Origin of the sequence: Streptomyces sp. NBC_01352, assembly GCF_036237295.1 — a bacterium.
GTDB classification, from domain to species: Bacteria; Actinomycetota; Actinomycetes; order Streptomycetales; family Streptomycetaceae; genus Streptomyces; species Streptomyces plumbiresistens.
The window spans coordinates 8629673-8656141 of the sequence record NZ_CP108354.1; the positions used below are offsets into that span (position 1 = coordinate 8629673).

Sequence of the window (26469 nt, forward strand, 5' to 3'; positions counted from 1 at the left end):
AGGACATGGGGACGAACGAGCCGGGTACGCCGGGCGCGACGGGCGCGACGGGAACGGCCGACGGCGCGGGCGCGCGGGACGGCGGCGTGGCGCTGATGGCGGAGATCCGGCGTGTGCTGTCCCGCGTCGACGCCCACGCGGCGGGGGAGGACGGCCGGGGAACCGAGGCCCCGGTGCCTACGGCCCCGTCCGTCACCGAGCCCTCGGCCGACCCGCTCGACGCACTGGTCGCCTGCTTCGGCCTCACCCCCTTCGAGCGCGACCTGATCCTCCTCACCGCCGCCGACGAACTGGACCCCACGACCGCCGCCCGCTGCGCCGCGGCCTCGGGCGACCCGCAACGGGCGTTCCCCACCTTCGCGCTCGCCCTGGCCGCGCTGGCCGAGCCGCACTGGAGCGCCCTCACCCCCGTCGCGCCGCTGCGCCGCTGGCGAATCGTCGAACTGGACGACGAGTCACGGCTGACCACGTCCCGGCTGCGGCTCGACGAGCGCGTCCTGCACTTCCTGCTGGGCTCGCCCTACCTGGACGCCCGGCTGCACGGCCGCCTGCGCCGCACCCCCGCGCCGGACCGCCTGCCGCCGTCGTACGACCTGGCCGCGGGCCGGGTCGCCGAGGGATGGGTGACGGGGAACGACGTACCGGTGGTCGAGGTGACCGGCGGTGACCTGCGCAGCCGCGCCGACATCGCCGCCGCGGCGGCCGCCCGGTCCGGGCTCGGGATGTACACCATGGGCGCCGAGGACATCCCGGCGGACCCCGCCGAACGTGACGCGCTCGCCCGGCTGTGGCAGCGCGAGGCGATCCTGCTGCCCGCCGCGCTGCTGGTGGAGGCGGGCGAACTGGACCGTGACCAGCGGGCGGCCGCCGAGGCGTTCCTGGCCGGGGCCGCCGTACCCGTCGTGGTGTCGAGCGAGGACCCGCTGCGCACGGACCGTCCGCACGGCGCGCGGGTGTCCGTGCCGCGTCTCGACGACGAGGAGCAACTCGCCCTGTGGGCCGACGCGTTCCACCCCGTCGCGGACCTGGACGACACCGAACTGCGGTCCCTGATAGCCCAGTTCCAGCTGCCGCCGCACGTCGTACGGTCCGCGGCCGCCACCGTAGGCCGTCGGCTGCCGTACGAGGACCGGCTCGACCCCGCCCAACTCGCCTGGCGGGCCGGCCTGGAGGAGGCCCGCATCGGCATGGACGAGCTGGGCCGCCGCATTGAACCGCAGGCCGGCTGGGACGACCTCGTCCTGCACGAGCGGCAGACCGGCGTGCTGCGCGAGATCGTCGCCCACGTCCGGCAGCGGGCCACCGTCCACCAGGAGTGGGGATTCGCGGCGACCCTGCGCCGCGGTCTCGGCGTCACCGCGATGTTCGCGGGCGGCTCCGGCACCGGCAAGACGCTGGCCGCCGAGGTGATGGCGAAGGAGCTCGGCCTCGACCTGTTCGTCATCGACCTCTCACAGGTCGTGAGCAAGTACATCGGCGAGACGGAGAAGAACCTCCGCCGCGTCTTCGACGCCGCCGAACGCGGCGGCGCGCTCCTCCTGTTCGACGAGGCCGACGCCCTCTTCGGCAAGCGCAGCGAGGTCAAGGACAGCCACGACCGGTACGCCAACCTCGAGGTCAGCTACCTGCTGATGCGGATGGAGGCCTACCGGGGCCTCGCCATTCTCACCACCAACATGAAGAAGTCCCTCGACACGGCCTTCCTGCGCCGCATCCGCTTCGTCGTCGACTTCCCCTTCCCGGCGGAGGACGAACGCGCGGAGATCTGGCGCCGGGTGCTGCCGTCCCAGGCTCCCGTGAAGGACATCGACCCCGCGCTGCTGGCCCGGCTCACCGTCGCGGGCGGCTCGATCCGCAACATCGCGCTGTCCGGCGCGTTCCTGGCCGCCGAGGAGGGCGATCGCCTCCAGATGCGGCACATGCTGGCGGCGGCCCGCACGGAGTATCTGAAGCTGGAGCGCTCCCTGACGCCTACGGAGGTCCGGGGATGGGTGTGACCAGGGAACCGGGCGAGATCCGGGTGGAGATCGGTGAACTCGCCCTGCATGGCTTCCGTGTGGATCCGGAGCGGGTCTCGGACGCCTTCGAACGCGAGCTGACCCGGCTCATCCGCACCCACGGCGTGCCGGTGGCGGCCCACGGCCCCCTGACCGCCGACACACTCGCCGGCCTGCCGCCCCTGCCCGCCGGCCTGTCCGCCCGCCGCCTCGGCCAGGAGCTGGCGCGGGCCGTGCACGAGGGCCTGAGCGGTCACGGGGAGGTGACCCGGTGAACGCCAACGCCCAGTCCCAGGACGACCGTTCCGAGCAGTCGGCCGAACAGCGCCGCCGTAAGCGCAAGGAACGTGCCGCCAAGTCCCGTACCCCTGAGCCCAAGAACATCGTCAGCGGTGCCGGGCAGCCTCTCGATCCCGGCGTACGACGCGAGTTGGAGGAACGCCTCGGCCACGACCTGAGCCGGGTACGCCTGCACACCGGCCGGGACGCGGGACACCTGACGGACCTGCTCGGCGCGGACGCGGTCGCCGTCGGCCAGGACATCTTCTTCGCCGAGGGCACCTTCAAGCCCGGCACCGACGAGGGCCGCCGCCTCCTCGCCCACGAACTCCTGCACACCGTCCAGAACCCGCACGGCCTCGGCACCCTGCGCGCCGGCCGCGAACTGGGCGCGGTGAGCCTGCCGCAGCAGGCGATCGAGCGGGAGGCGGAGTCGGCGGCGCGGGATCTCGTACAGCAGCCGGAGTCCGGCGCGGACGTCGCTCAGGTCGAGCAGGGTCAGGCCACGCCAGGCTGGCTGCGGTACGCGACCGTCGACGCCGACCGTCGCCGCATGGAGCAACTGGACCCGGCGACCCTCGTCGACCGCCTGGCCAACGGCCTGCTCCGCTCCCTGCGCGGCGATCCGGAGGACCGGTCGGGGCGGGTGCGGCTGCAGCTGGCGCGGATGGCGCCGCAGGTGCAGGACATCGTGCTGGACCGGTTGGAGCTGCGGCTGCCCACGCCCGTGCTCGACCGGCTGCTGGCGGCCGTGGAGGAGACGGAGCAGGCCGGACCGCTGCCGTCTCAGGCCGCGGCGGCGCCGCTGGCCGTGCCCGGGGCGGGGGAGGAGATCGAGGAGGAGCGTCGGCGGGCCTCGGCCGAGGAGCAGCAGGAGGCGGGGGAGCGGGCAGACGGGTCTCGGGAGGGGGACGGCCGGCAGGAGGGCGACGGGCGGACCAAGCCCGGCGGCGACCGGGACGAGGAGGCCGAGGACGCTGCGGACGCTGCGGACCAGGAGGGCGCACCCGGCGAGAAGGGCGCTGCCCGGGATCGCGAGGCCTCGGCGGGGCAGCAGCAGGAGAGGTCCCAGGAGCAGCAGGAGGACCGGAACGCCTCCGTCCAGGACGCGCAGAAGGACGCGGCGGACGAGCGCCAGGGCGCGGCGAACGCCGAGACGGAACAGAAGGAACAGGACCAGAACGACGAGCGGGAGGCCCAGGAGGAGTCCGAGAGCGCGCGGGACGAGGCCACGCCGGAGCCGGAGAAGCAGGCCGGTGAGCAGGAGCCGCCGCAGTCCGAGGGCGCGGGCGGCAGTGAGGTCCCCGCCCGGCAGGCCGCCGCCCCGGGGGCGGTGGACCGGAGCGGGGCCGAGCCCGGCGAGCGGACCAGGACGGGTGGGGGCACCGCTCCGGCCCGTGCCGTGGGCGACCCGTCGAACGAGGAGGACGCCGACGACGAGCCGTTGGGGCTGGAATCGGTGGCGGAGGACGACACCGAGGCGTCGGACGCGGAGCCCGACGAGCAGGGCGGCACCGGCTCGGTGCCCGACATCGAGCTGGTCGGCGCCACTCCGGCCGCGAAGAACCCGACGCTCGTCGAGCAGCGCAAGAAGGATCCCGCACGTCCGATGAGTCCCGCGGCCGTCGAGACACCGGCCGTTCCGAGCGGCCCGGAGCAGGGCGCGACCGCAACCGGCGCCGCAAGGGGCGCCGACTCGGACGCCGCGGAGAACGACTCCGAGGACCAGGACCTCTTCGCGGCGCTGTCCGTCGAGCAGGACTCCGGGGCAGGTGAAGACAGTGGTGCCGACTCGGAGTCGCGGGCCGGCGACGCCACCGCGGCACCCTTGGCGGAGTCCGCCGACCGGGACTGGGACCGGAAGCAGACGGAGGCTCAGCGGGAGGGCGCCGACGCCCGTCGCCGTGACGAGGAGGCCCGAACCGCCGACGGTGCGCCGGGCGGCGGCACGGCCCCCGGCCCCGGGGAGACGGCACCGCCCGGACAGTTGGACAAGGCGGGCGAGGACGCCCGTAAGCAGGAGCCCGGGACGTCCCCTTCCGGTTCCGCCCCCTCCGGGGGAGACAGTCGAAAGGGCGGAACCGAGGAGCAGGGTGGCGGTCGCGGCACCGACACCGCCGGTGCGCAGCAGAAGCAGAGCAAGGAGACCGGGGCAGGCCCTCAGGAGAGCGCCGGGCGCGACGACAACCGCCCCGAGCAGGGCGACCCGGCGCAAGCGTCCGTGTCCGCACCCGCCCCCGCCCCCGAGCCCGGAGCGCGGGACGTCACCGAGGGCCGTGGTCCCGCGACCTCGGCGGGACCGGAGACCGGGCCGGACCGGGTCTCGACCCCGGGCCCGGCCGCAGCGCCCAGGCTCGCCCCCGGAAACGGCCCTTCCCCCCTGTCCGCCGGGCCGGAGGCGGCGACCAACACGCCCAAGGCCGCCCAGGCTCCGGCATCCGGCGCCTCGTCCGGCGCGCGTGCCCGGCCCACGGGAAGCAAGCGAGCGGCGGCACGCCAGGTGGCGAAGAACGCCCGCCGCGGCGGAGGAGGCGGCGGCCGTACGGCGTCCGCGCCCGCACCCGTACGGTCAGGCGGCCGCAGCGGCGGCCGTTCCGCCCCGGCCGGAGGCGCGGGGCCCAAGAAGGCGGCGCCCGCCCCGGACGTCTCCAACGCCACGCCCGAGTCGGGCCTGGCGACGGCGGGATCGCTCAAGCCGCACCAGGCGCTGGAGACGCTGAAGGGCGTCGACGGCGCGGTGGGCCGCTCCGTCGAGAAGGAGCGCTCGACGCTGCGCAAGGCGCCGCCGACCACGCAGCGACCGTCCGGTTCGCCGCGCACGGTCCCCGGCGGCCCGACGCCCGCGGCCCCCGGCACCTACACCAACGCCAAGGTCGCCCGCACCGAGGCGACCCCCGGCAAGACCCCCGAGATCACCGGCGACCAGAAGCCGGAGGGCGAGGTGCCGGGGGCGAACGTGCCGGAACCGAGCTGGTGGGACATCGCCGTCACCATCGGCGCCCAGCTCTTCGGCAAGCTGCTGAAAGAGATCCTGCCGCTCGACGACCTGATCGACTCGATCCTCGGACTGCCCACCAAGGACGAGGGCCTGCAGAACGCCCGTGTGGGCGACGCCCCCCGCCTGCCGCTGGAGAACGACTCCGACCCGCAGCGCACCGACGAGCAGAGCGGCAAGCTCGACGAGCGGAAGACCGAACTGCACCGGGCCGGGCGGGACGACGCGGCCCGCCCCATGGGCGAGGACCAGCTCTACCCGGACGTCCCCAAGGAGACCCTGACCGGCAAGGTGGCCGGCGGGAAGAAGGGCGGGAAGTCGAGCGGACCGCGCTCGGTGTCCGGTGGTGTGCCCATCGAGTCCGCCTCCGCCGTCGCCGAACACGACCGCGGCCCGCAGATCCAGGCCGGCTTCGCCGAGGGCCGGAACAAGATGGGCCAGGAGCGTCAGGCCAAGGACAAGAAGGCCACGGACGACCGCAAGCAGCACGACGAGGACCTCAAGCGCGAGGTCGACGCCAGCGGCAAGAAGCAGGCCGACGCCCGGGACAAGGGCCGCTCCGACATCTCCGACTCCCGCGACCGGTGGCGCAAGGAGCAGGACGACAAGGTCGCGGAGATCGACGACAAGAAGGGCAAGAAGTACGACAAGGTCCGCGAAGACGTCAGGAAGAAGGAAGAGGACACCGACAAGGACGTCGACAAGCGCACCGAGGACGACAACAAGAAGATCGAGACGGAGCAGACCACCGCCGAGCAGGACGCGGAGAAGAAGCAGAACGAGGGCAAGGACGACGCCGACAACTGGCTCGAAGACGCCATCGAGAAGCTGAAGGAGTTCTTCGAGGGCCTCAAGAACGCCATCAAGGGCATCTTCGAGAAGGCCCGCAAGGCCGTCACCGACCTCATCGACCAGTTCAAGCAGCAGGTCTTCAAGCTCATCGACGACGCCCGCAACTGGGTCATCGACCAGATCAACACCTTCGCGGACGCCCTGATCGCCCTCGGCGACGAACTCCTCGCCGACTACCCGGCGATGCGCGACAAGTGGCGCAACACCATCGACGATGCCCGCGACTGGGCCGTGCAGAAGGTCAACGAGTTCGCCGACGCCCTCAAGGAGGTCGCCGGGAAGCTGCTCGACGGCCTGTGCGGCGCGCTGCTCGCAGGCCTCGACCTGCTGGAGACCGGGCTGCTGGCGGCCGTCGACGTCGCCGAGTCCGTCACGGTCAGCGCGCTGGAGTTCGGTGCGGCCGTCGTGTCGGGTCTCGGCGAGTGGGCGGCCATCTTCAACGACATCGTCTCCGACCCCGGCGACTGGATCAGCAAGGCGGGCGCCGCGGCCGAGACCGGCGCCAAGGAACACCTCTTCAACGAGATCAGGACCGCGGTCAAGGCCTGGTTCAACCAGAAGGTCCAGGAGATCATCGGCATCCCGATGGAGGACTTCCAGGAGCTGGTCTCCGGCGGCGTCACGGTCGACCAGATGGCCCAGATGGCCTGGGACGAGGCCGTCCCCCAACTTCCCTTCATCATCGGCGTCATGGTCGTCGAGAAGGTCGTCGCCAAGCTCATCCCCGGCGCCGGCTGGGTGATGGCGGTCATCGACGCCCTACGGACGGCGTGGGGCGCGCTGAGCGAAATCCTCGCCGCCTTCGGCCTGTTCATGGACTTCCTGAAGTCGGTCAAGAGCGGCAACGGCGCGCTGCCGTTCGCGAAGGCGGTGGCGGCCGGGGTCGTGGCCCTCCTCGAGCTCATCTACGAGTTCCTGATCGAGGGCGTCAGCAGGTTCATGGGCAAGGTCGCCGAGCGGCTCGGCGGCATGCTGAAGAACCTCCGCACGAAGAAGGACAAGCCCGGGCAGCCGGACACCCCCGACCAGCCGTCCACACCGAACAAGCCGAAGGACGAGAAGCCGAAGGACGAGCAGCGCCAGGACGAGAAGCCCAAGGACGACGACCCCTCGGCCACGGACAAGCCGGCCGATCGCCGCCCGGTCCCGCGCAAGCCGTCCCCGAACAAGACCTCGCGCCCCCAGTCAAAGCCCCGCCCCGGCAAGCGCTCCTCCCCGGAGAAGAAGTCGCGCCCCGCCCACACCACCCGCCCGAAGAAGCGCCGCGACGACGACGAACGCCGCGAGGACGGCCGCGACGTCAACGCGGCCAGGCGGCGAGCCAAGGACGCGGAGCGGCGGACGCGCGACGAGGACAGGAAGGACCGCACCGACCGCCCCACCCGCCGCGGCCCGGCCCGCGACACACTCCGCCCCGACCGCCGCCGCGACGACGACCGGGACCGCGATCCCAGGACCAGCCGCCCCGACGAGCGTCGGCGCGCTACGGACGACCGTCGCAGGGATGCCGACCGCAGGGACGACCGGCCTCGCGACACCGACAGGGGCCGTCGTCCCGGTGACCGCCCCCGCCGCCGTCCGCTCCGCCGCGCCCGCCAGACCGTCAAGTCGGCCGTCAGCAGAGCCCGTCGTGCCGTCGGCAGGCTCTTCGGCAAGACCCGCCGCAGGATCGGCGGACGCCTGAACGACCGGCTGCGGCGTCTGCGGGACCAGTGGCGTCGTCAACAGGACGGCAGTCGGGACCGGCTCCGGAACCGCCGTGATCGGCGGAGGGAGAAGGACAGGGAGCAACAGCAGGAGCCGACACGTCAGTACAAGATGCCAGAGGTGCAATTCCGCGCCATGGACGGGGAACCGCACACCTTGATGTATCGGGGACGTGGCAGGGGCGCGAATTTGGTGGTCCGTAGTGCCGCGAGAGAGATTCGCGACTACCTGGATTCCTGGGAACGCGACGTGGAGCCGCTGAAGAACACGCCGCGAGGCCGTCTGCAGGACGAGCGTCAGAGCGATGCAGAAGACGCTCTGCGAGAGGTGGACGCCCGACAGGGAAGCCTGCCTCCGCGAGTGACCAACGCGAACTACAGGCAGGCGATGGCCACGCGTGACGACCTGCACGGCGAGTTGCAGCGTCTCGCCGCACTGTTGGAGTACCGGGAGTCCGACGACCCGAAGCCGCCGCTCCTGCCCACGATCATCCCGCCTTTCCAGGACGGCATCCGGGCTCGCGGATTCGAGGCCACGGGGATCAACAAGGACATTCCCCGCGGACAGGTGTCCACCCAGGCAAGCCCAGGCAATCCTTTGGGCTGGGACTCCCTGCCGCCCAGGGACATCACATGGGTACGCATGCACCTTCTGACCGAGCGGCTCAATGGGCCGGCCAAGGGCTCCAACCTGGTCCCCGCGCCGGGCTCCGAAGTCAACACCAAGTTCCACTACCGGTTGGAGGGGCCCGCCCACCGGGCCGTCGCGGTCAACAAGACCGAGGACATGATCTGGTACCAGGTCGATGTTTCCTTCCATTCCGACAACCGGACGGACCCGAACTACGGCTACCCGAAGGTGATCGGTATGAAATGGGGGGGCTACGAACCCAAGAACAAACGGTGGGTCCGAAAGCCCGCAGCGATGTCCTATGCACGTGACAACATCGAGAAGCCAGGCATTCACCAGCTTTTCAACATCAACGGGCGGAGTCCGGCAAGAATCGCCAAGAAGTTCAATGTGACACCCGGGTTCGCGAAGGCCGTCGTCCTGCAGGCGCCCTTCCGTGACTGGGCTTCTCTCTCACTGAGAATGAAGAATTACAAGAGAAGCCTCCCCGCCGGGCAGCTCACCAGCTTCCAGGCGGACCTTCAGACCCTTGATAACAGGAAAGCGGAACTCCGCTTCAACTGACTTCGGAGAGACCTGTGTCCGATCTGAGTGACTACGAGCGGCGCTACCTGTCGATGCTCGACGAACTGCAGCACACTCCCGCCGTGGAAGTGCTGTACGAGGAAAGGGGACCGGTCGAGGAGGAGATCGGGGACGCCGCCGAAGCCTTCACGTTGATCGCAGAAGAGGAAGGTGTGGTGCTGAACACGTCGTTGCACCGTAGTTTTCTGCGATTCGAAGGTCTGTCGAGCCACTGGGGGGTCGAGCGCGCAGGCGTGTATCTGACGGGCGAGTTCTCTGTTCGTCATCTCGCCGCCGCCATGCTCAGCCCGGGCGTGGAACCCGCCACGGACGAACCCTCCGACCAGGAGCTCGCGCTCTACGCCGAACTCCGTCCGTTCGACGAGCAGCCGCGTGGCGGTGGCGGGATGCTGTCCGCGCTGCGCATCGATCCCGGGATGAGCATGCCTGAGGTCTGGTACTACCACGCCACGCGCGGTGTCTTCCAAATGGACCTCGAGTATCCCGAATATCTGGACGCGTTGCTCGTCACCAAAGGTGTGTACGGCTGGCAGTACCTCTATACCGACGTCTCCATGCGCGAAATCGACTTTCAGGGCGCTGCCGAGAGCATCCAGAACATGCTGCGGATCTTCCCGGACATCTTTCCCGACCACGACTACGCGCCTTTCGCGGAGCGACTCGCAGAGCGCCTCCGCTAGGTACACGGACAGGACACCATGACCCGCTACGCCGACATCCCCAAACCCATCCGCTCCGGAATAGTCGTAGTCAACCCCGACACCGGCACCCCCCAGCGGATCATCGTCCTGCAGTTCAACCCGGACACCCTGGAGCGCAGCGTCTCTCCGCAGACCGCCGGTGACAGCGGCGACGCCGGAGGCGGCGGTACCGGCAGTGGTGACCGCAACGAGGCGCTCCGTCTCAAGGGTCCCGCCCAGGAGACCTGGAAGTTCACCGCCGAGATCGACGCCACCGACCAGTTCGAGATCGCCGCGCCCGACGGCATCCACCCGCAGCTCGCGACCCTCGAGATGCTCGTGCAGCCGACGACCGCCCAACTGCGCGCGGCGAGCCGGCTGTCGCAGCAGGGGACCATCGAGATCAGTCCGATCGAGATGCCGTTGACGCTGTTCACCTGGGGCAGTAAGCGGGTCATGCCGGTCCGGTTGACCGAACTCTCCGTCAACGAGTCCGCGTTCGACGTGAACCTCAACCCGATCCGGGCCTCGCTGAGCATCGGCATGAAGATCCTCACCGTCAGCGACCTGCCCGCCGGACACCGCGGCGCCGACCTCTACATGGCGCACCTCGCACAGAAGGAGCGGCTCGCCGCGGCGGCCCGGGGCGGCAGCCTCGGCTCGCTCGGGCTCGCCGGAACGAACGCCGTGATCGGAAGGGGCTGAGCACACCGCCATGGCCGACATCGAGCCTTACGAGAACGCCCTCGACGCCATCCCGGGCGCCCACCCCTACCCCCGCACCAGCCGCTACCACGACGCCGAGATCGGCATCCACCGGCAGCCCGACGGGACCGAAGTCCGGTACACCAAGCGCCGGTTGCTGCCTCCACTGGAGCAGTTGGAGGAGCAGGAGACCCAGGAGCACACCGTCGGCGCCGGCGAGCGCCCCGACCTGCTCGCCCAGCGCTACCTCGGCGACGTCGGCCAGTGGTGGCAGATCGCCGACGCCAACCCCGTACTCGACCCACGGGAGCTGACGGACGAGGCCGGACGCGTCATCGACATCCCGCTCACCGGTGGCTTCCCCGGCGGCAGGGGAGACCGGCGTGTTTGATCTGCCCGTCGGGCAGGGCCCCGTCCACATCACGCTCCTCATGGGGCCCAAACTCGCCCGGCCCGTTCCCGCCGAGGTCACCGAGGCGCTGCTGTCCGCCCAGATCACCGCCACGGCGGGGGAGCGCAGCGGCTTCCAGCTCGCCTTCGACCTCACCAAGACCGGCATGATCAGCCGGCGGCTGCTGCCCGAGGGGTTCTTCGATCCCAAGACCCGGATCATCGTCACGGTCGCGGTCAAGGGCACCCCCGACGTGCTCTTCGACGGCCTGATCGTCCGGCACGAGGTCGGTGCCAGCAACCAGCCCGGCCACTCCACCCTCACCGTCACAGGCGAGGACCTCACCCTCCTGATGGACTTGGAGGAACGCACCGCCCGCTATCCCAACCTGCCGCCGTCCGAACGGGTCCTCGCCATCCTGCGCCGGTACTCGGACTACGGCATCCGGCCCGACGTCTACACCGAGAAGATCGCCCAGCCCCCGCACCAGGACCTCCGCGTGCACTACCAGACGGGCACCGACCTCCAGTACGTCACCGAGCTCGCCCGCGCCAACGGCTACACGTTCTACCTGGAGCCCGGCCCCAACCCCGGCCAGTCCGCGGCCCGTTGGGGCCCGGAGGTCCGCCTCGGCATCCGCCAGCACGCCCTCAACGTCAACATGGACGCCAACACGACCGTGGACCAGCTGACGTTCGCGTACGACGGGACGGCCAGGGAGGAGCCCCAGGCCCGTTGGCAGGACCCGGGCACCCGGCAGTCCACCCTCCTCCCGCAACCGCCGATCAGCCCCCTGCGCCCGCCTCTGGGCAGGCGGCCCACCCCGGCCCTCAAGCGCAGGACCCTGTCCGGCACCGCCAAGCAGCAGCGCGAGCAGGCCGAGGCCGAGCTCCTCGCCCGCGCGGCGGTCTCCGCCGACGTCGTCTCCGGCTCCGGCTCGCTCGACGTCAACCGGCACGGCTACATCCTGCAGCCGCGCCAGCTCGTCGGCGTCCGCGGCTCGGGACGGGCGTACGACGGCGACTACTACGTCAAGTCCGTCACGCACAACCTGCGCCCGGGCTCGTACCAGCAGAACTTCACCCTCTCCAGGGAAGGCCTGGAAGCCCGCAGCGACCACGTCCGGCCGTAGCGCAGCCGACGAGACAACTCAACCGATCACCAGGAGCAGTTCAGCATGGCGGCACCCAGCAATCGCTACCTCGGCAAGTTCCGCGGCCGGGTCGTCAGCAACGACGACCCGCTGCGCATCGGCCGTGTCACCGTCGAGGTCCCGGACGTCCTCGGCGACGAGCCGTCGACCTGGGCGCTGCCCTGCCTGCCGTTCACCGGGCCCGAGTCGGGGCAGTTCGTGGTGCCACCCCCCGGCGCGGGCGTCTGGGTGGAGTTCGAGCAGGGAGATCCGAGCTTCCCGGTGTGGACGGGGTGCTGGTACGGCGCAGCCGAGGAGCTGCCGCCCGACGCGCGTCGCGAGCTGCAGGCGAACTCGCCGAACAAGCCGGTCGTCGTACAGACACCGCAGGCGCACAAGATCGTCATGAACGACACCGCCGGCGCCGAGCAGGGAATCCTGCTCCAGGCCCAGGGCGGCGCCTACATCCGCATCACCAAGGAAGCCGTGGTCATCGCGACCGGCGCGGGCGCCGAGATCGTCCTGCGCGGCCGGGAAGTGACCATCAACGAGGGCCAGTTGACCGTGCTCTCGAAGCGATAGAGGCGCGACAGACGCGCGATGGACGAGCGATGGACGCGCGCGACAGACGCGCGACAGCAGAGTGAAAGAAGACGGGGAGAAAAGAAGTTGCCCGGGAGTCTGCTCGATGCCGGCGCCGTGATCGGCTGCCCGCACGGCGGCCGTGTCACCGCCGCCACCACGCCCTCTGGCGGCGTGCTCAGCCAAGGGGTCGCCGTCGCCACGGCCACGCACGGTTACGTCGTCACCGGCTGCCCCCACACCGTCGGCGGTGTGCCCACGCCGTGCGCCTCGGTCCGCTGGACGGCCGACGGCACCGGCGTCACGGTCGACGGCGCACCCGTGCTGCTCGACACCTCCGCGGCCCAGTGCCTCACGGCGGCCTTCGTGCCGCAGGGCCCGCCCGTCGTCCAGGCCGCACAGCGAAAGGTCACCATCCGATGAGCCGCCAGACGAGCGCGCGTGGCACCCGCCCACGCTCCGACCTCGCGTTCCCCTTCCACGCCGACCGCCGGGGCCGTACCGCGCACGCCGGCCACGCCGAGCACGTCCACGACCTGGTCGAACAACTGCTGTTCACCAGCCCCGGCGAGCGTGTGATGCGTCCCGACTTCGGCTGCGGACTCCTCGACCTGGTCTTCGCCCCGAACAGCCCCGAGCTCGTCAGCACCCTCGAACTCTCCGTGCAGGCGGCGCTGCAGCGCTGGCTCGGCGACCTCATCGAGGTGATCGCCCTCGACATCGAGAGCGCGGACAACGCGGTACGCGTCCACCTGTCGTACGCCGTCCGCGCCACCGGCACCGTGCGCGAGGACGTCTTCGAAGGGCGGGCCGCCGCATGACGAACGCGACCACCTCCCGGCGGGCCAAGGTGAGAGCCGCACAGCTCAACGGGGTCGACGCCGTCGAGGTGAGCGACGACGGGCTGCTGCTCACCGTCACCTTCCTCGGCAAGGCCCCGCACGGCCTGGGCCCCGAGAACATCCGTGTCGACGGCGGCCGCCGCGTCACCGGCATCACCGCCGTCGACGTCAGCATCGAGCGCGAGGAGGACCCGGAGCTCGACGACCGGCTCTACGTCACCCTCGACCGGGCCGGCGACACCTCCCGCTACCGGCTCTCGCTCGTGGAGACCGACCCGTACGGACGCCCGGGCACCGCCCCCTTCCGCGGCTTCGACCAGCGCTACCACAGCGCGTCCTTCGCCTTCCGGCCCGACTGCCCGACTCCCTTCGACTGCGCGGACGAGCACGCCGAGAAGCCGGACTTCCCGGACGCGCCGGTCATCGACTACACGGCCCGCGACTACGACACCATCCGCAAGCTGCTCCTGGACCGACTCGCGCTCACCACCCCCGACTGGGTCGAGCGCAACCCGGCCGACCTGGGCACGACCCTCGTCGAGCTGCTCGCGTACACCGGCGACCAGATCAGCTACCAGCAGGACGCGGTCGCCACCGAGGCCTACCTGGACACCGCGCGCCGCCGGGTCTCCGTACGACGGCACGTGCGGCTCATCGACTACGCGATGCACGACGGCTGCACCGCGCGGGCGTACGTCGCCGTCGAGACCGCCGGCGACCACACGCTCGCCGCGGGCACCTACCGCTTCGCCTCCGTCGACGTCCGCAGCCTCGACCCGCACGACCGCCCCGAACCCGGCACGGTCGTCGACGAGAACGACCTCGCCGACCTCGACGAGCGCGGCTCGGTGGAGGTCTTCGAACCGGTCGTCGCCGCCGACCCGTTGGAGCTGAAGGTCGCGCACAACGCGATCCGGCTGTGGACCTGGGGCGGCGAGGTGTGCACCCTGCCCGCCGGGGCCACCTCCGCCACCCTGCGCGACGAGTGGGACGACCCGGAGACCTGCCGGGACCGCCAACTCGCGCTCCGGCCCGGCGACTTGCTGATCCTGGAGGAGGTGAAGGGCCCGCGCACCGGCACCCCCGGCGACGCCGACCCCGCCCACCGTCAGGTCGTACGCCTCACCTCCGTCGCCCCCGCCCTCGACCGCATCGAGGACCAGCCGGTCCTCGAGGTCACCTGGGCCGCCGAGGACGCACTCCGCTTCCCGCTCTGCCTCACCACGCGCGGCGGACGCGACTGCCTGCCCGTCGAGGACGTGACGCTGGCCCGCGGGAACGTCGTCCTCGTCGACCACGGCCGCACCCTCACCGGGCTCCCCGAGACGGTCACCGTGCCGCCCGAGCCCGCCGTCGTCGCCCCCTGCGACCAGCCCGCCTTCGGCTGCCACGACCGCGAGGAAGGCAACGCGCCGGCCCGGCTCATCGGCTCCCTCACGGACAAGACCGAGTCGGGCGAGGCGCTCGTACCGGACGACGTCCGCGAGCTGTTCACCACCGTGGGCGAGGCGGCCACCGTCCGCGCCGGACTCGGCCTGGAGCGGGCCGGACAGCGGCACGTGGGGGCACCCCCGGCCGGAGGCTGGGGGAGTGTCGTGCCCGGCAGGGCGGCCGCCCAGGCGGCCGCCCTGCGGACCCTGCTCGCGCAGTCCGTCTACCCGGGGATCCGGCCCCGCTTCCGGCCCGTCCTCGGCCGCTCGCCGGTCGTGCAGGCGGTGCCGTTCCCCGATCCGGCCATCGTCGCCGCGGGGCAGGCCGAGCGGATCGCGGCGATCCCGGGACGCGTCCGGCAGCGGCTCGTCGACCTGTGGCGCAGCGCCCGCGACCGCGACGGACTCGGCGAGGAGGAGATCGCCGAACTCGCCGTCGTCTACGGTCTGAAGGTCCTGGAGCGCCTCGAACTGCGCCGCCACCCGGTGCGCGGCCTGCGCGAACTCCTGTACCGCAGCGACCAGTTGCTCGACGGCAAGCTGCGCCGCGTGGAGATCCTCACCGCACGGGCCCGCGCGGGCGCGGTCCTAGACGGTCACATCGCCTGGGAGATCGCCCACAGCTGGGGCCCGGCGTACGCGGCCGGACTGCACCCCGACGAGCCGGTGCTCCGCGGCTCCGCGACCGCCGCGCTGACCCAGGACCCGCGCCGGGCGCTGCCCGCCGTACGGCTCCACCGGGACGACCTGGTCTGGGAGCCGCGCCGGGACCTCCTCGACAGCGCCTCCCGTGACCGGCACTTCGTCGGCGAACTGGAGGACGACGGCCGTCTCGCCCTGCGCTTCGGCGACGGCCGGCACGGCGCGAAGCCGGCCCCGGGATCCCGGCTCGCCCCGCGCTACCGCCTCGGCGGCGGCATCGCGGGCAACGTCGGCGCGGAGGCCGTCAACCACCTGGTCATCCAGAGCGACTGCGAACAGCCGCCGGCCGCCGTGGTCCGCAACCCGCTGCCCGCCACCGGCGGCACCGAGCCCGAACCCGTCGAGCAGGCACGCCAGTTGGCCCCCCTCGACCTGCGCCGCACCCGGCTGCGCGCGGTCACCGCCGAGGACTACGCGGCCCTCGCCTCCGCCCTGCCGGGCGTCCAGCGGGCGGCCGCCGACATCCGCTGGACCGGCAGCACGCAGGAGGCCCACCTCGCGATCGACGCGTACGGCAGCGCACAGCCGTCGGCCGAGCTGCTCGCCCGGGTCGAGCAGTCCCTGGAGGCGTACCGGCGCATCGGCCACGACCTCGTGGTCGGTCCCGCCCGCCTGATACCGCTGGACATCGCGCTCACCGTGTGCGCCGCGCCGGGTCACCAGCACGGACAGATCCTGGCCGAGCTGTACCGGGTCCTGGGCACCGGACGCAACGGCTTCTTCCACCCGGACGCGCTGACCTTCGGCGAACCCGTGCGGCTCAGTCGCCTGGTCGCCGTCGCCGCGGCCGTACCGGGCGTGGAGAGCGTCCAGGTGACGCGGCTGCGGCGGCTGTTCGAGGAAGACCGAGGAGAGAGGGAGGACGGAGTGCTGCGGCTCGGCCCGCTGGAGATCGCCACCTGCGACAACGACCCGGACCGGCCGGAGAACGGCCTGCTGGCGATATCCCTGGGAGGTGCCCGATGACGGCCATCGACTCCACCGTCGAGGGGTGCGCCTGCGGCGGTGCCTGCCGCGGCGGCCACGACGAGCGCCTCGCGCCCGCCCCGCCGCACAACCCGCCCGGCCGCACCGCCCTCGACTACCGCGTCGGCGAGTACGGCTCCTTCCTGGCCGCCCTCCTGGACCGGCTCGCCTCACCGGCGTACCCGGCCCTGAGCGGCCTCACCGTCCGCACCCCCGACGACCCGGCGATCGGCCTGCTCGACGCCACCGCGGTCCTCGGCGACCTGCTGACCTTCCACTCCGAGCGGATCGCCGACGAGGCCTACATCCGTACGGCCAACGAGCACCGCTCGCTGGTCCTGCTCGGCCGGCTCGTCGGCCACCGGCCGCGCCCGGGCGTCGCCGCGAGCACGTACCTGGCGTACACCCTCGAACGCGATCCGCGCGCCGAGGCCCTGCCCGTGCGGATCCCGCGCGGCGCGCGCAGCCACAGCGTGCCCGCCTCCGCCGACGAGCAGTCGCTGACCTTCGAGACGAGCCGTGACCTGACGGCCCGCTGGGACTGGAACGAGCTGAAGGTACGCAGGCGCCGGCCCTCCCTGGTGACCCCCGCGGACCTGGAGCGCCGCTCCGAACTCTTCGTCGAGGGGACCGCCAACTCCCTGCAGACCGGGGACCAGCTGCTCTTCGTCTTCGGTGAACAGGCGGGCGGTGAGCGGAAGTTGCTACCGGTCGCCCGGACGCGGATCGACCGCGACGACGAGATCACGGCGATCTCCCTGCCGAAGTCGGCCCCGCCGACGCTGAAGGAACTCCTCGACGAGGTGCGGCGCTGGACCGCCGAGCCCGCGGTTCCGGGTGAACCGGGTGACGAGCCGCCGACCCCTGAGGTGCCCAACCCGCGCCCGGTGAGCCGGCTGGTCGACGACATCGACGACCAGGTCCTCGACCCGCTGCGGACGGATCTGGACGGGATCAAGACACCCGAGCAGCTCGCGACCCGGCTCGCGGAGCCCGTCGCCCGTCTCGGCGAGGCGCAGGTGCTGGCCGAGGCGTATGAGGATGTGGCTGCGTGGTTCGAGCAGCTGGAGGCGGTGCTGGCGGAACTTGCCGAGCGGGCGTTGGGGTTGGCGCCGGCGCAGACGGTGGGTGCCGGGATCGGTGGTCGAGCGGCTGCGGCGGCGTCGGGGCTGGTCGCGCAGTTCCCCGCGCCGCTGCCCGGCGATTCGCGCGCCGCCGCTCTCCAGGCCCTCGGCGCAGTCCTCCCCGCCCTGCGCACCTCAGCCCCCGCAGCGGGCACTGGCACGCAGCGCCCCGCCACCGACCCCGCCCGCCTCCTCGCCGCCCTCAACCCCGCCCTCGGCAGCCTCTACCCCGCCTGGCGCACGGTCGCCGCCCCCGGCGCCCCGCAGCTGCTGCGGGAACTGCTCGCGATGCGGGTCACCGCGGCCCCCTTCGGCGCCACGGCCCCGCTCAAGCCGGTCCAGGACAACCGGGGCCGGGTCATCCGCACCGCGGACTGGCCGCTCACGGGCGCGGTGCTGGTGAGCATGCGGGTGGTGTACGACACCGGCGGCAAGGTCCCGGTCCGGGCGGAGTTCCAGTACGTCGAGGGCAGCAGCTCCGACCAGCGCGCCGAGAACCTGCCGGTCCCGCAGTTCGCCACGTTCCCGCTGGGCACGGGCCAGGTCGACCTGTCCGTACGCTCCGGCCAGGACCGCGAGCTGAGCTGGCTCAACCGCCGCCCGGCCGACTCCCAGGAGCCCGGCGTCACCGCCCGCCTCCACTCGGGCCTGCCCGAGCGCACCCTGTTCGTGTCGCGGCCCGGGGACGACGGCCTGGTCCAGGTGGGCGTCCACAACGGTACGGCGCAGCAGATCGCCCTGCGGCCGGGCGCCTCGGAGCAGTTCACCCACGGCGACTACGAGGTGAGCCTCAGGTACACGGTGGGCAGCGCCGAACCCCACGTCGAGATCGTCATCGCCAGCAAGCCGCAGCCCGTCAACCGCACCGTGCTGCAACTCGACACCGTGCACGACGGGATCACCGTCGGCAGCTGGGTCGCGGTCCGGCGCCCCGCCAAGGGCGCCGAGGAGGGCGTACCCGGCGACGCCAAGCTCGCCTTCGTCACCACGCAGGTCGTGGCCGCGCGCACGGCGGCGTACACCAACTACGGCATCACCGGCCGCGGCACCGAACTCACCCTCGCCGACCCCTGGCTGGACGAGTTCGACGTGCTGCTGTCGCACATCCGCGACACCACCGTGCACGCGGCGGGCGAGCCGCTGCGCCTCGCCGACGAGCCCCTCGGCGAGGACGTCCACGGCAACGAGATCGAACTCGCCGAGCTGCACGACGGGTTGGGCCCCGGACGAACGCTCGTCGTCACCGGTGAGCGCAGCGACATCCCGGGGGCCGTCGCCGCCACCGAGGTCGTCACGATCGCCGGCGCCGACCCGGCCGTCGACCCCCAGCTGCCCGGCGACCGCGTGCAGACCCGGCTCACCCTGACCACCGATCTCGCCCACCGCTACCGCCGCGAGACCGTCCGCATCCTCGGCAACGTGGTCGAGGCCACCCACGGCGAGAGCCGGGACGAGGCGATCGGCAGCGGCGACTCGGACCGGGTCAACCAGACCTTCGCGCTCTGGCAGTCGCCGCTCACCTGGCTGGCCGACGACAACCCCCTCGGTGCCACAGCGGTGTTGGAGGTCCGGGTCGACGGCGTCCTCTGGCACGAGGTCGACAGCCTCGCCGGACGCGGCCCGCGCGAGCGCGTCTACATCACCGGCTCCACCGCCGACGGCCGTACGACGGTGACCTTCGGCGACGGCGTCCACGGCGCCCGGCTGCCCACCGGCCACGACAACGTCCACGCCCGCTACCGCTTCGGCACCGGCAGGGCCGCCAACGTCCCCGCCGACCGGATCAGCCAGCCGCTCACCCGCCCGCTGGGCGTCACCGCGGTCACCAACCCCCGCCCGGCCGGCGGCGGCGCGGACGCGGACGGGCCCGGCCTGACCCGCCGTACGATCCCCCTCGCGGTCTCCGCCCTGGACCGGCTCGTCTCCCCGTCCGACTACGAGGACTTCGCCCGCTCTCGGGCCGGCATCGGCCGGGCCGCCGCGCGCGAGCTCTTCGACGGCCGGCGGCGCGTGCTGCACGTGACCGTCGCGGGCACGGACGACGTGCCGGTCGGCGAGGAGACCCTGCGCCCCCTGCGCGGAGCGCTCACCGAGTACGGCGACCCCGGCCTCCCCGTCCGCGTCGACGCCCGCGAACTGGTCCTGCTGCTCGTCGCCGCCAAGGTGAAGGTGGCCCCGGACCACGCCTGGGAGACGGTGGAACCACGCCTTCGCCAGGCCCTGCTGCGCCGGCTCGGCTACGAGGGACGGGAGTTGGCGCGGCCCGCCCGCCTCTCCGAGCTCCTGGCCGCGGCCCACACCGTGCCCGGCGTCGACTACGTGGACGTGGACGTGTTCACGGGTGTCCCCGCGTCCGCCACTCCGCAGGAACTGACCGAGCTGCTCACCGACCCCGGCGCGCCGAAAGCGTCCGTCCCCGCGCACCCCGCGACGTACGACGAGAGGGTCCACACGGTTCGCGCCGAGAACGGCGAGACGCTGACGGAGGTCTGCGCCCGCTACGGCATCCCGCTCGCCGAACTCCTGCGCCTCAACCCCGACGTCACCGACACCCGACGCCTGCCCAAGGGCCGGTCGGTGTTCGTCTTCCGTGGCATCCGCCCCGCCCAGCTGGCCCTGCTGTCGCCGCGCGCCGCGGACACCCTGATTCTGACGGAGGTCAAGTGATGTCCCCGGACGTCCAGTTGGACACCCCAACCCCGGCGACGACCCGGGAACCCGACGGCCTCGCCGCCCTGCTGCCCCGCTGGCACCTCCTGCGCGACGCCGAGGAGGGCGAACCCCTGCGCGCGCTGCTCGCCGTGATCGCCGAGCAGCTCGACCGGGTCCGCGACGGCGTCGAGCAGGGCTACGAGGACCTGTTCGTGGAGACGGCGGCGCCCTGGGTGCTGCCGTACCTCGGCGATCTCGTCGGCTACCGCACCCTGCCCGGCTACGAGCGCGTCCTCACCGAGGGCCTGCACGACGGCGGCCGCGACGCGCTGGCCGAGGCGATCGCCCCGCGCGCCGACGTGGCGGCCACCGTCGCCAACCGCCGCCGCAAGGGCACGCTGCACCTGCTGGAGGAGATCTCCGAGCAGGTGGCGGGCTGGCCGGCGCGGGCCGTCGAGCTGTCCCGGCTGGTCGCCCACAACCAGCCGGTGAAGCTCTACCGGGACACGGGCAGGGGACGTCTCGCCGACCTCCGGGACGGCTCCGCGCTCGCTCTCGCGGGCGGCCCCTTCGACACCGGAGCTCGAACGGTGGATGTACGCCGGTCCAACTCGACCAAGAAGCAAGGCGGTCGGACCCCCGCCGGAGTCGGTCTCTTCGTCTGGCGCCTCAGGCCGTACTCGCTGACCGCGTCCCCGGCGTACTGCATCGACCGCGCCCGCAACCTGTACACCTTCTCCATCCTCGGCAACGACACCCCCCTGGCCACCAAGCCGGTCCCGGAGCCGTCGCCCACGCACCTCGCCACCGTCGACAACGTGCCCGCCCTCATCACCCGCCGCCTGCTCCACGACCGGCTCGCCGACTACTACGGCCCCGGCAAGAGCCTGGTCATCCGGCGCGACGGCGAGGACCAGCCCGTACCGCCGTCCGACATCGTGGTCGCCGACCTGTCCGACTGGCGCTACCGGCCAAAGCGCGGGCAGATCGCCGTCGACCCCGAGCTCGGGCGGATCGCGTTCGGCTCCCGGTCCGCGCCCCGGCAGGGTGTGTGGGTCGACTACCACTACGCGTCCGGCGCCGACCTGGGCGGCGGCGAGTACGAGCGGCCCGACCGCGTGGCGCGTCCGGACGCCGCCTTCTACCGGGTCGGGCCGGGACAGCCGTACCGCCAGATCATGGACGCCTACCGGGCCTGGCAGCACGACCGCCGGGCCGACCGGACCAGGCCCGAGGGCATCATCGAGATCACGCACAGCGGCGCCTACCAGGAGCAGCTGGACTTCGACCTCGACCCCGGCGACAGGCTGGAAATACGGGCGGCCGAGGGCACCCGGCCGGTGATCCGTCTGCTCGACTGGTACAGCAACCGCCCGGACGCCCTGAACATCCGTGGCATCTCGGAGGACTGCGCCCCGCACGAGCGGCCCCGCCTCGTCCTCGACGGGCTCCTCGTCGCCGGGCGCGGCATCAACGTCACCGGCCCGATGGGCGCCGTCGTCGTACGCCACAGCACCCTCGTGCCCGGCTGGTCCCTGGAGCCCGAGTGCGCACCGCACTCACCGGAGGAGCCCAGCATCGTCCTGGAACGCACCACCGCCTGCCTCCAGGTCGAGCACAGCATCCTCGGCACCGTCGAGGTCATCGGCGACGAGGTGAGCGAGGACCCCCTCGACATCCACCTGAGGGACAGCATCCTCGACGCCACCGGCCACGACCGCGAGGCCCTGTCCGCACCGGACTGCCGCCACGCCCACGCCGTGCTCCACCTGCACCGGACGACCGTCATCGGCGAGATCCACACCCACGCCGTCCAGATCGCCGAGAACTCGATCCTCACCGGGAAACTGCACGTGGCCCGGCGCGGCATCGGCTGCCTGCGGTACTCGTACGTCCCGGCCGGCTCGCGTACGCCCCGCAGGCACCGATGCCCCACTGGCGTACGCCCGTTGTTCACCTCCGAGCGCTACGGGACCCCGTGGTACGGCCAGTTGGCCGACCTCCCCCACTCTCGGCTTCGCTCGAGCGGGGGGACCCCCATCCCCGAGGAGATCCGGCGCGGCTCGGACGACGGCGCCGAGCTGGGCGCCTTCCACGACCTGTACCGGCCGCAGCGCGAGGACGGCCTCCGGGCGCGGCTCGCGGAGTACACGCCCGCGGGCACGGACGCCGGGATCTTCTTCGTGACGTGATGCGTGACGTGATGCGTGACGTGAGCAGTGCCGCCGTACGACAACCCGCAGAATCCTGAACCAGGGGGACCCCCTTCATGCACGCTGACCTCTCCCGCTCCACGTTCCGCCCGGAGCGGCACTACACCGCGGTCATCGCCCAGCAGGGCCGCGTCCAGCTCGACGCCGACGCCAACGAGCAGACCGCGATCCAGCTCCACCAGTCCCGCACCCTCGCCGCGGACCTCATCGGCCGGCACGGCGGGCCGCGCGACGCGCCGGGCTTCCGCATCGAGTACGTGGGCGGCCGGCACGACATCGACACCCTTCACATCCACGGCGGCCGCTACTACGTCGACGGCATCCTCCTCGACGCCGACCGGCCGGCCCCCGGCACGCCCGTCCCCGACGAGGACGCCGAGGAGCAGGACACCGCGGCCCCGCCCGCGTACTGGACCTACTGGGACCAGCCCGACGGCCACCGCGACCCGGAGAAGCCCGGCGACCGGCTGCCCTCGCCCGCGCAGTCGCCGTTCCTCGTCTACCTCAAGGTGTGGGAGCGGTCGGTGACCGCGGCCGAGGACCCGGCGCTGCGCGAGGTCGCCCTCGGCGCGGCGATGCCGGACACGGCCGCCCGCGTCAAGGTCGTATGGCAGGTACTGCCGCTGTCGCTGGCGGAGTTGGCGATCGAGGAGACCGACCCGTCGAGGGAGGTCGTCCGCGCCGCCTTCGACAAGTGGGCCAAGGGACAGTCGGCGCCCTCCGCCCGCCTCGCCGCCCGCAGCGAACGGCCCGACCACGCCGACGAGGACCCGTGCCTGGTCAAGCCCGACGCCCGCTACCGCGGCCCGGAGAACCAGCTCTACCGCGTCGAGGTCCACGCCGCCGGCGAGGCCGGGGATGCCACCTTCAAGTGGTCCCGCGAGAACGGCTCGGTGGTCTTCCCGGTCGACGAACTCGACGGCACCTGGGTGCAGTTGGCCTCCCTCGGCCACGACGACAAGCTGGACCTGGACGTCGGTGACCTCGTCGAGTTCACCGACACCGCCTACGCCTCCCGGCTGGAGGCGCTGCCCCTGCTGCGGGTCGAGGAACTGGACCTGCCCGGCCGCCGGGTCCGCCTGTCCGCCGAGCCGGAGCCGGGCGTCGGCCGGCTGCCCCACCTCAACCCCTTCCTGCGCCGCTGGGACCACCGCGAGGGACCGAAGCGCAAGGGCCGTACCGCCGCCCTGCACGGTGGCGCGCCGAAGGTCGAGGAGGGCGAGTGGCTCCCCTTGGAGGACGGCGTCGAGGTCTACTTCGCCAAGGGCGGCACCTACCGCACCGGCGATCACTGGATCATCCCCGCCCGTACCGCCACCGGCAGCGTCGAGTGGCCGGCCGACCCGGCCCGCCGTCCGCTGCTCCGGGCACCGGCCGGCATCGCCCGTCACTTCGCCCCGCTCGCCCTGGTCAAGGGCGAGGCCGGTGCCGTCGACCTGCGTCTCGCCTTCGCCCCGCTGGCCAGCAGCATCCCGGCGGCGGACGAGGCGACGCTCGCGGCGGAGGAACAGGCACGCCGCCAGGAACAGGAGGCGGAGGCCGACCCGTCCGGTGGCCGGTCGCAGACCACAGCGGAAGCCGAGGCAGCCGCGGAAGGAGACGAGTGATGGCCAAGCCGATCAGCGCGTCCAAGATGGTGGAGATCCTGCGCGCCGAGGGCCTCACGGTCCACGAGGTGCGCAACTGGCGCTCCCACAACCGCAACACCAAGGGGCCCTGGGGCCCGGTGAACGGCGTGATGATCCACCACACCGTCACCTCCGGCACCGACGCCTCCGTGAACATCTGCTACAACGGCTACTCCGGCCTGCCCGGCCCGCTGTGCCACGGGGTCATCGACAAGAAGGGCCACATCCACCTCGTCGGCAACGGCCGCGCCAACCACGCCGGACTCGGCGACAGCGACGTCCTGCGCGCCGTCGTCAACGAGGCGAAGCTGCCGCACGACAACGAGGCCGACACCGACGGCAACCGGCACTTCTACGGCTTCGAGTGCGTCAACCTCGGCGACGGCAAGGACCCCTGGCCCGAGGTCCAGAAGGAGGCCATCGAGAAGGTGGCCGCCGCGCTCTGCCGCCACCACGGCTGGAGCGAGCGGTCCGTCATCGGCCACAAGGAGTGGCGGCCCGGCAAGACGGACCCGCGCGGCTTCACGATGGACGGCATGCGAAAGCGCATAGCCGACCGGCTGGGCGGCAAGGCACAGCCCCCCGATCCCAAGCCCACGCCGTCGAAGCCGTCGTACGAGCCGTTCCCGGGCAGTGGCTTCTTCCACGTCGGGCAGAAGTCCCCGGTCATCACGGCGATGGGCCGCCGCCTGGTCGACGAGGGCTGCGGCCGGTACGAGGAGGGCCCCGGCCCCGAGTGGACCGAGGCCGACCGCCTCTCCTACCAGGCCTGGCAGCAGAAGCTCCGTTTCAAGGGCAAGGACGCCGACGGCATCCCGGGCAAGGTCAGCTGGGACAAGCTGATGGTGCCCAACTCCTGACCCCGCGCTGCCGCTCCTACCCGGCCATCCGCGTGTCGGCCGTGGGCAGGGGCGGCAGCGCCGTGTCGTACACCCACGCCTGGAACACCTCGTCCAGCGGCTCGGCCGCGAACCGCGCCACATGCGCCGTGAACGTCGTCGTGCTCACCGATCCGCCCCGGTGCAGCCCGGCCCAGCCGCGCAGCATTCGGAAGAAGGCGTCGTCGCCCATCGCGCACCGCACCGCGTGCAGGGTCAGCCCGCCGCGTTCGTAGAGCCGGTCGTCGAACATCGACTTGCGGCCCGGGTCGGCCAGCCGGAGGTCCTGGGGGAGGGAGGACAGCAACCGGTGTGCGGCGGCGGCGTGCCGATGGGCCGGGCGCCCGCCCGACCGCTCCGACCACAGCCACTCCGCGTACTTCGCGAAGCCCTCGTTCAGCCAGATGTGCCGCCAGTCGGCGATGGACACGCTGTTGCCGAACCACTGGTGCGCCAGCTCGTGCGCGACGAGCCGCTCCGAACCCCGCGCCCCGTCCACGTGGTTGGCGCCGAACAGCGACAAGCCCTGGGCCTCGACGGGGACATCGAGTGCCTCCTCGGTCACCACGACCGCGTACTCGGCGAACGGGTAGGGCCCGAAGAGCTGTTGGAAGACGTGCATCATCTGCGGCTGCCGCGCGAAGTCCCGCGAGAACTCCGGGAGCAGGTGCGCCGGAATGTGCCCGTGCTGCGGCACCCCGCCCAGCCCCGGGTCGGCCAGCACCACCGTCTGGTACTTGCCGATCGCCAGCCCCACCAGATAGCTGGACGTCGGCGCGGACTGCTCGTACACCCAGGTCGTCGTCGACGCCTTCGTGGTCCGGGTCAGCAGGCGCCCGCCCGCCACCACCGCGTACGCCGACGGCGTGGTGATGGAGATCTGGTACGAGGCCTTGTCGGCCGGCCGGTCGTTGCACGGGTACCAGGACGGCGCCCCGACGGGCTGGCTCGCCACCAGCGCCCCGTCCTCCAGCTCCTCCCAGCCGAGCCCGCCCCAGGGGCTGGTGACCGGCTTGGGGTTGCCCGACCAGTGGACCTCGACAGTGAAGGCGGCCCCGGCGCGGATCGGCTTCGCGGGGCGGACCCGCAGCCGCCCGCCCCGGTGCGTGTAGTGCGGCTGCCGCCCGTCCACCCGGACCCGGCCGATCTTGAAGTCGGCGAGGTTCAGCACGAACTCCGCGAGCGGCGACCGTCCCGCTATGCCGTTGATGCGGGCCGTCCCGGACAGCCGGTTGGGACCCGGGCGGTAGTCCAGCGCGAGCTCGTAGCGGTGCACCCGGTACCGGGGATCGCCGTTGGCCGGAAAGTACGGGTCCGGACTTACTGCCTGCTGAACGGTCACTGCTGCGTCTGCTCCCTGCGCTGTGCTCGAACGTCGTGCCGGTGCACCGTCCTGTGGGCCTGTCCGGCGGATCATGCCGCAGACGCGGGGGGTGGTGCGCACATCACCCCCCGCTCACCGGCGTTCATCAGGCGCCGCCGATTTCCTGCGACCTGAT

The 26469-nt window shown here is 72.3% G+C and carries 16 protein-coding genes; 15 read left to right on the top strand and 1 reads right to left on the bottom strand.

Going from position 1 to position 26469, the window contains the following annotated elements; all coding sequences use genetic code 11:
• The first annotated feature begins 5 nt into the window (after positions 1-5).
• From OG252_RS39690 to OG252_RS39760, 15 genes are all read left to right on the top strand, one after another.
• Positions 6-1997, top strand: coding sequence for an ATP-binding protein (locus tag OG252_RS39690; RefSeq protein WP_329342264.1), 1992 nt, complete (start codon positions 6-8; stop codon positions 1995-1997).
• Positions 1988-2272: a hypothetical protein gene (locus OG252_RS39695; protein WP_266442420.1), complete on the top strand. Its 285-nt coding sequence runs from the start codon at positions 1988-1990 to the stop codon at positions 2270-2272. The genes OG252_RS39690 and OG252_RS39695 overlap by 10 nt, the downstream gene beginning before the upstream one ends.
• Complete coding sequence (locus OG252_RS39700) at positions 2269-9024, top strand: eCIS core domain-containing protein (protein ID WP_329342266.1); 6756 nt, start codon at positions 2269-2271, stop codon at positions 9022-9024. The genes OG252_RS39695 and OG252_RS39700 overlap by 4 nt, the downstream gene beginning before the upstream one ends.
• A 14-nt stretch (positions 9025-9038) precedes the next feature.
• Positions 9039-9725, top strand: coding sequence for a hypothetical protein (locus tag OG252_RS39705; RefSeq protein WP_329342267.1), 687 nt, complete (start codon positions 9039-9041; stop codon positions 9723-9725).
• An 18-nt stretch (positions 9726-9743) separates the two neighbouring features.
• Positions 9744-10430, top strand: a complete 687-nt coding sequence (locus OG252_RS39710; protein WP_266442431.1) for a hypothetical protein — start codon at positions 9744-9746, stop codon at positions 10428-10430.
• Positions 10431-10440: 10 nt separating this feature from the next.
• Positions 10441-10821, top strand: a complete 381-nt coding sequence (locus tag OG252_RS39715) for a hypothetical protein (protein ID WP_266442433.1) — start codon at positions 10441-10443, stop codon at positions 10819-10821.
• Positions 10814-11953 carry a hypothetical protein gene (locus OG252_RS39720; protein ID WP_266442436.1) on the top strand — a complete coding sequence of 380 codons (1140 nt, stop codon included), beginning with the start codon at positions 10814-10816 and terminating at the stop codon, positions 11951-11953. Before OG252_RS39715 ends, OG252_RS39720 begins: the two co-directional genes overlap by 8 nt.
• 45 nt (positions 11954-11998) lie before the next feature.
• A complete protein-coding gene (locus OG252_RS39725) occupies positions 11999-12535 on the top strand; it encodes a phage baseplate assembly protein V (RefSeq protein WP_307673645.1) in 537 nt (178 codons plus the stop codon).
• 87 nt (positions 12536-12622) lie between these two features.
• Positions 12623-12958 carry a hypothetical protein gene (locus tag OG252_RS39730; RefSeq protein ID WP_266442443.1) on the top strand — a complete coding sequence of 112 codons (336 nt, stop codon included), beginning with the start codon at positions 12623-12625 and terminating at the stop codon, positions 12956-12958.
• Positions 12955-13356: a GPW/gp25 family protein gene (locus tag OG252_RS39735; RefSeq protein ID WP_266442446.1), complete on the top strand. Its 402-nt coding sequence runs from the start codon at positions 12955-12957 to the stop codon at positions 13354-13356. Before OG252_RS39730 ends, OG252_RS39735 begins: the two co-directional genes overlap by 4 nt.
• Positions 13353-16475, top strand: coding sequence for a putative baseplate assembly protein (locus OG252_RS39740; RefSeq protein ID WP_329342271.1), 3123 nt, complete (start codon positions 13353-13355; stop codon positions 16473-16475). The genes OG252_RS39735 and OG252_RS39740 overlap by 4 nt, the downstream gene beginning before the upstream one ends.
• Positions 16472-20266 carry a putative baseplate assembly protein gene (locus OG252_RS39745; protein ID WP_329342272.1) on the top strand — a complete coding sequence of 1265 codons (3795 nt, stop codon included), beginning with the start codon at positions 16472-16474 and terminating at the stop codon, positions 20264-20266. Before OG252_RS39740 ends, OG252_RS39745 begins: the two co-directional genes overlap by 4 nt.
• Positions 20266-22443 (top strand): hypothetical protein, encoded by a 2178-nt coding sequence (locus tag OG252_RS39750; protein WP_329342274.1) that lies wholly within the window; start codon positions 20266-20268, stop codon positions 22441-22443. The genes OG252_RS39745 and OG252_RS39750 overlap by 1 nt, the downstream gene beginning before the upstream one ends.
• Positions 22444-22520: 77 nt before the next feature.
• Positions 22521-24071 (top strand): DUF6519 domain-containing protein, encoded by a 1551-nt coding sequence (locus tag OG252_RS39755; protein WP_329342277.1) that lies wholly within the window; start codon positions 22521-22523, stop codon positions 24069-24071.
• The gene (locus tag OG252_RS39760) at positions 24071-24952 is read left to right on the top strand and encodes a peptidoglycan-binding protein (protein WP_329342279.1); all 882 of its coding nucleotides are present in this window, start codon (positions 24071-24073) and stop codon (positions 24950-24952) included. Before OG252_RS39755 ends, OG252_RS39760 begins: the two co-directional genes overlap by 1 nt.
• 16 nt (positions 24953-24968) lie before the next feature.
• Here the strand turns inward: OG252_RS39760 and OG252_RS39765 are convergent, their stop codons facing one another.
• Positions 24969-26312, bottom strand: a complete 1344-nt coding sequence (locus tag OG252_RS39765) for a M1 family metallopeptidase (RefSeq protein WP_266442462.1) — start codon at positions 26310-26312, stop codon at positions 24969-24971.
• Positions 26313-26469 lie beyond the last annotated feature (157 nt).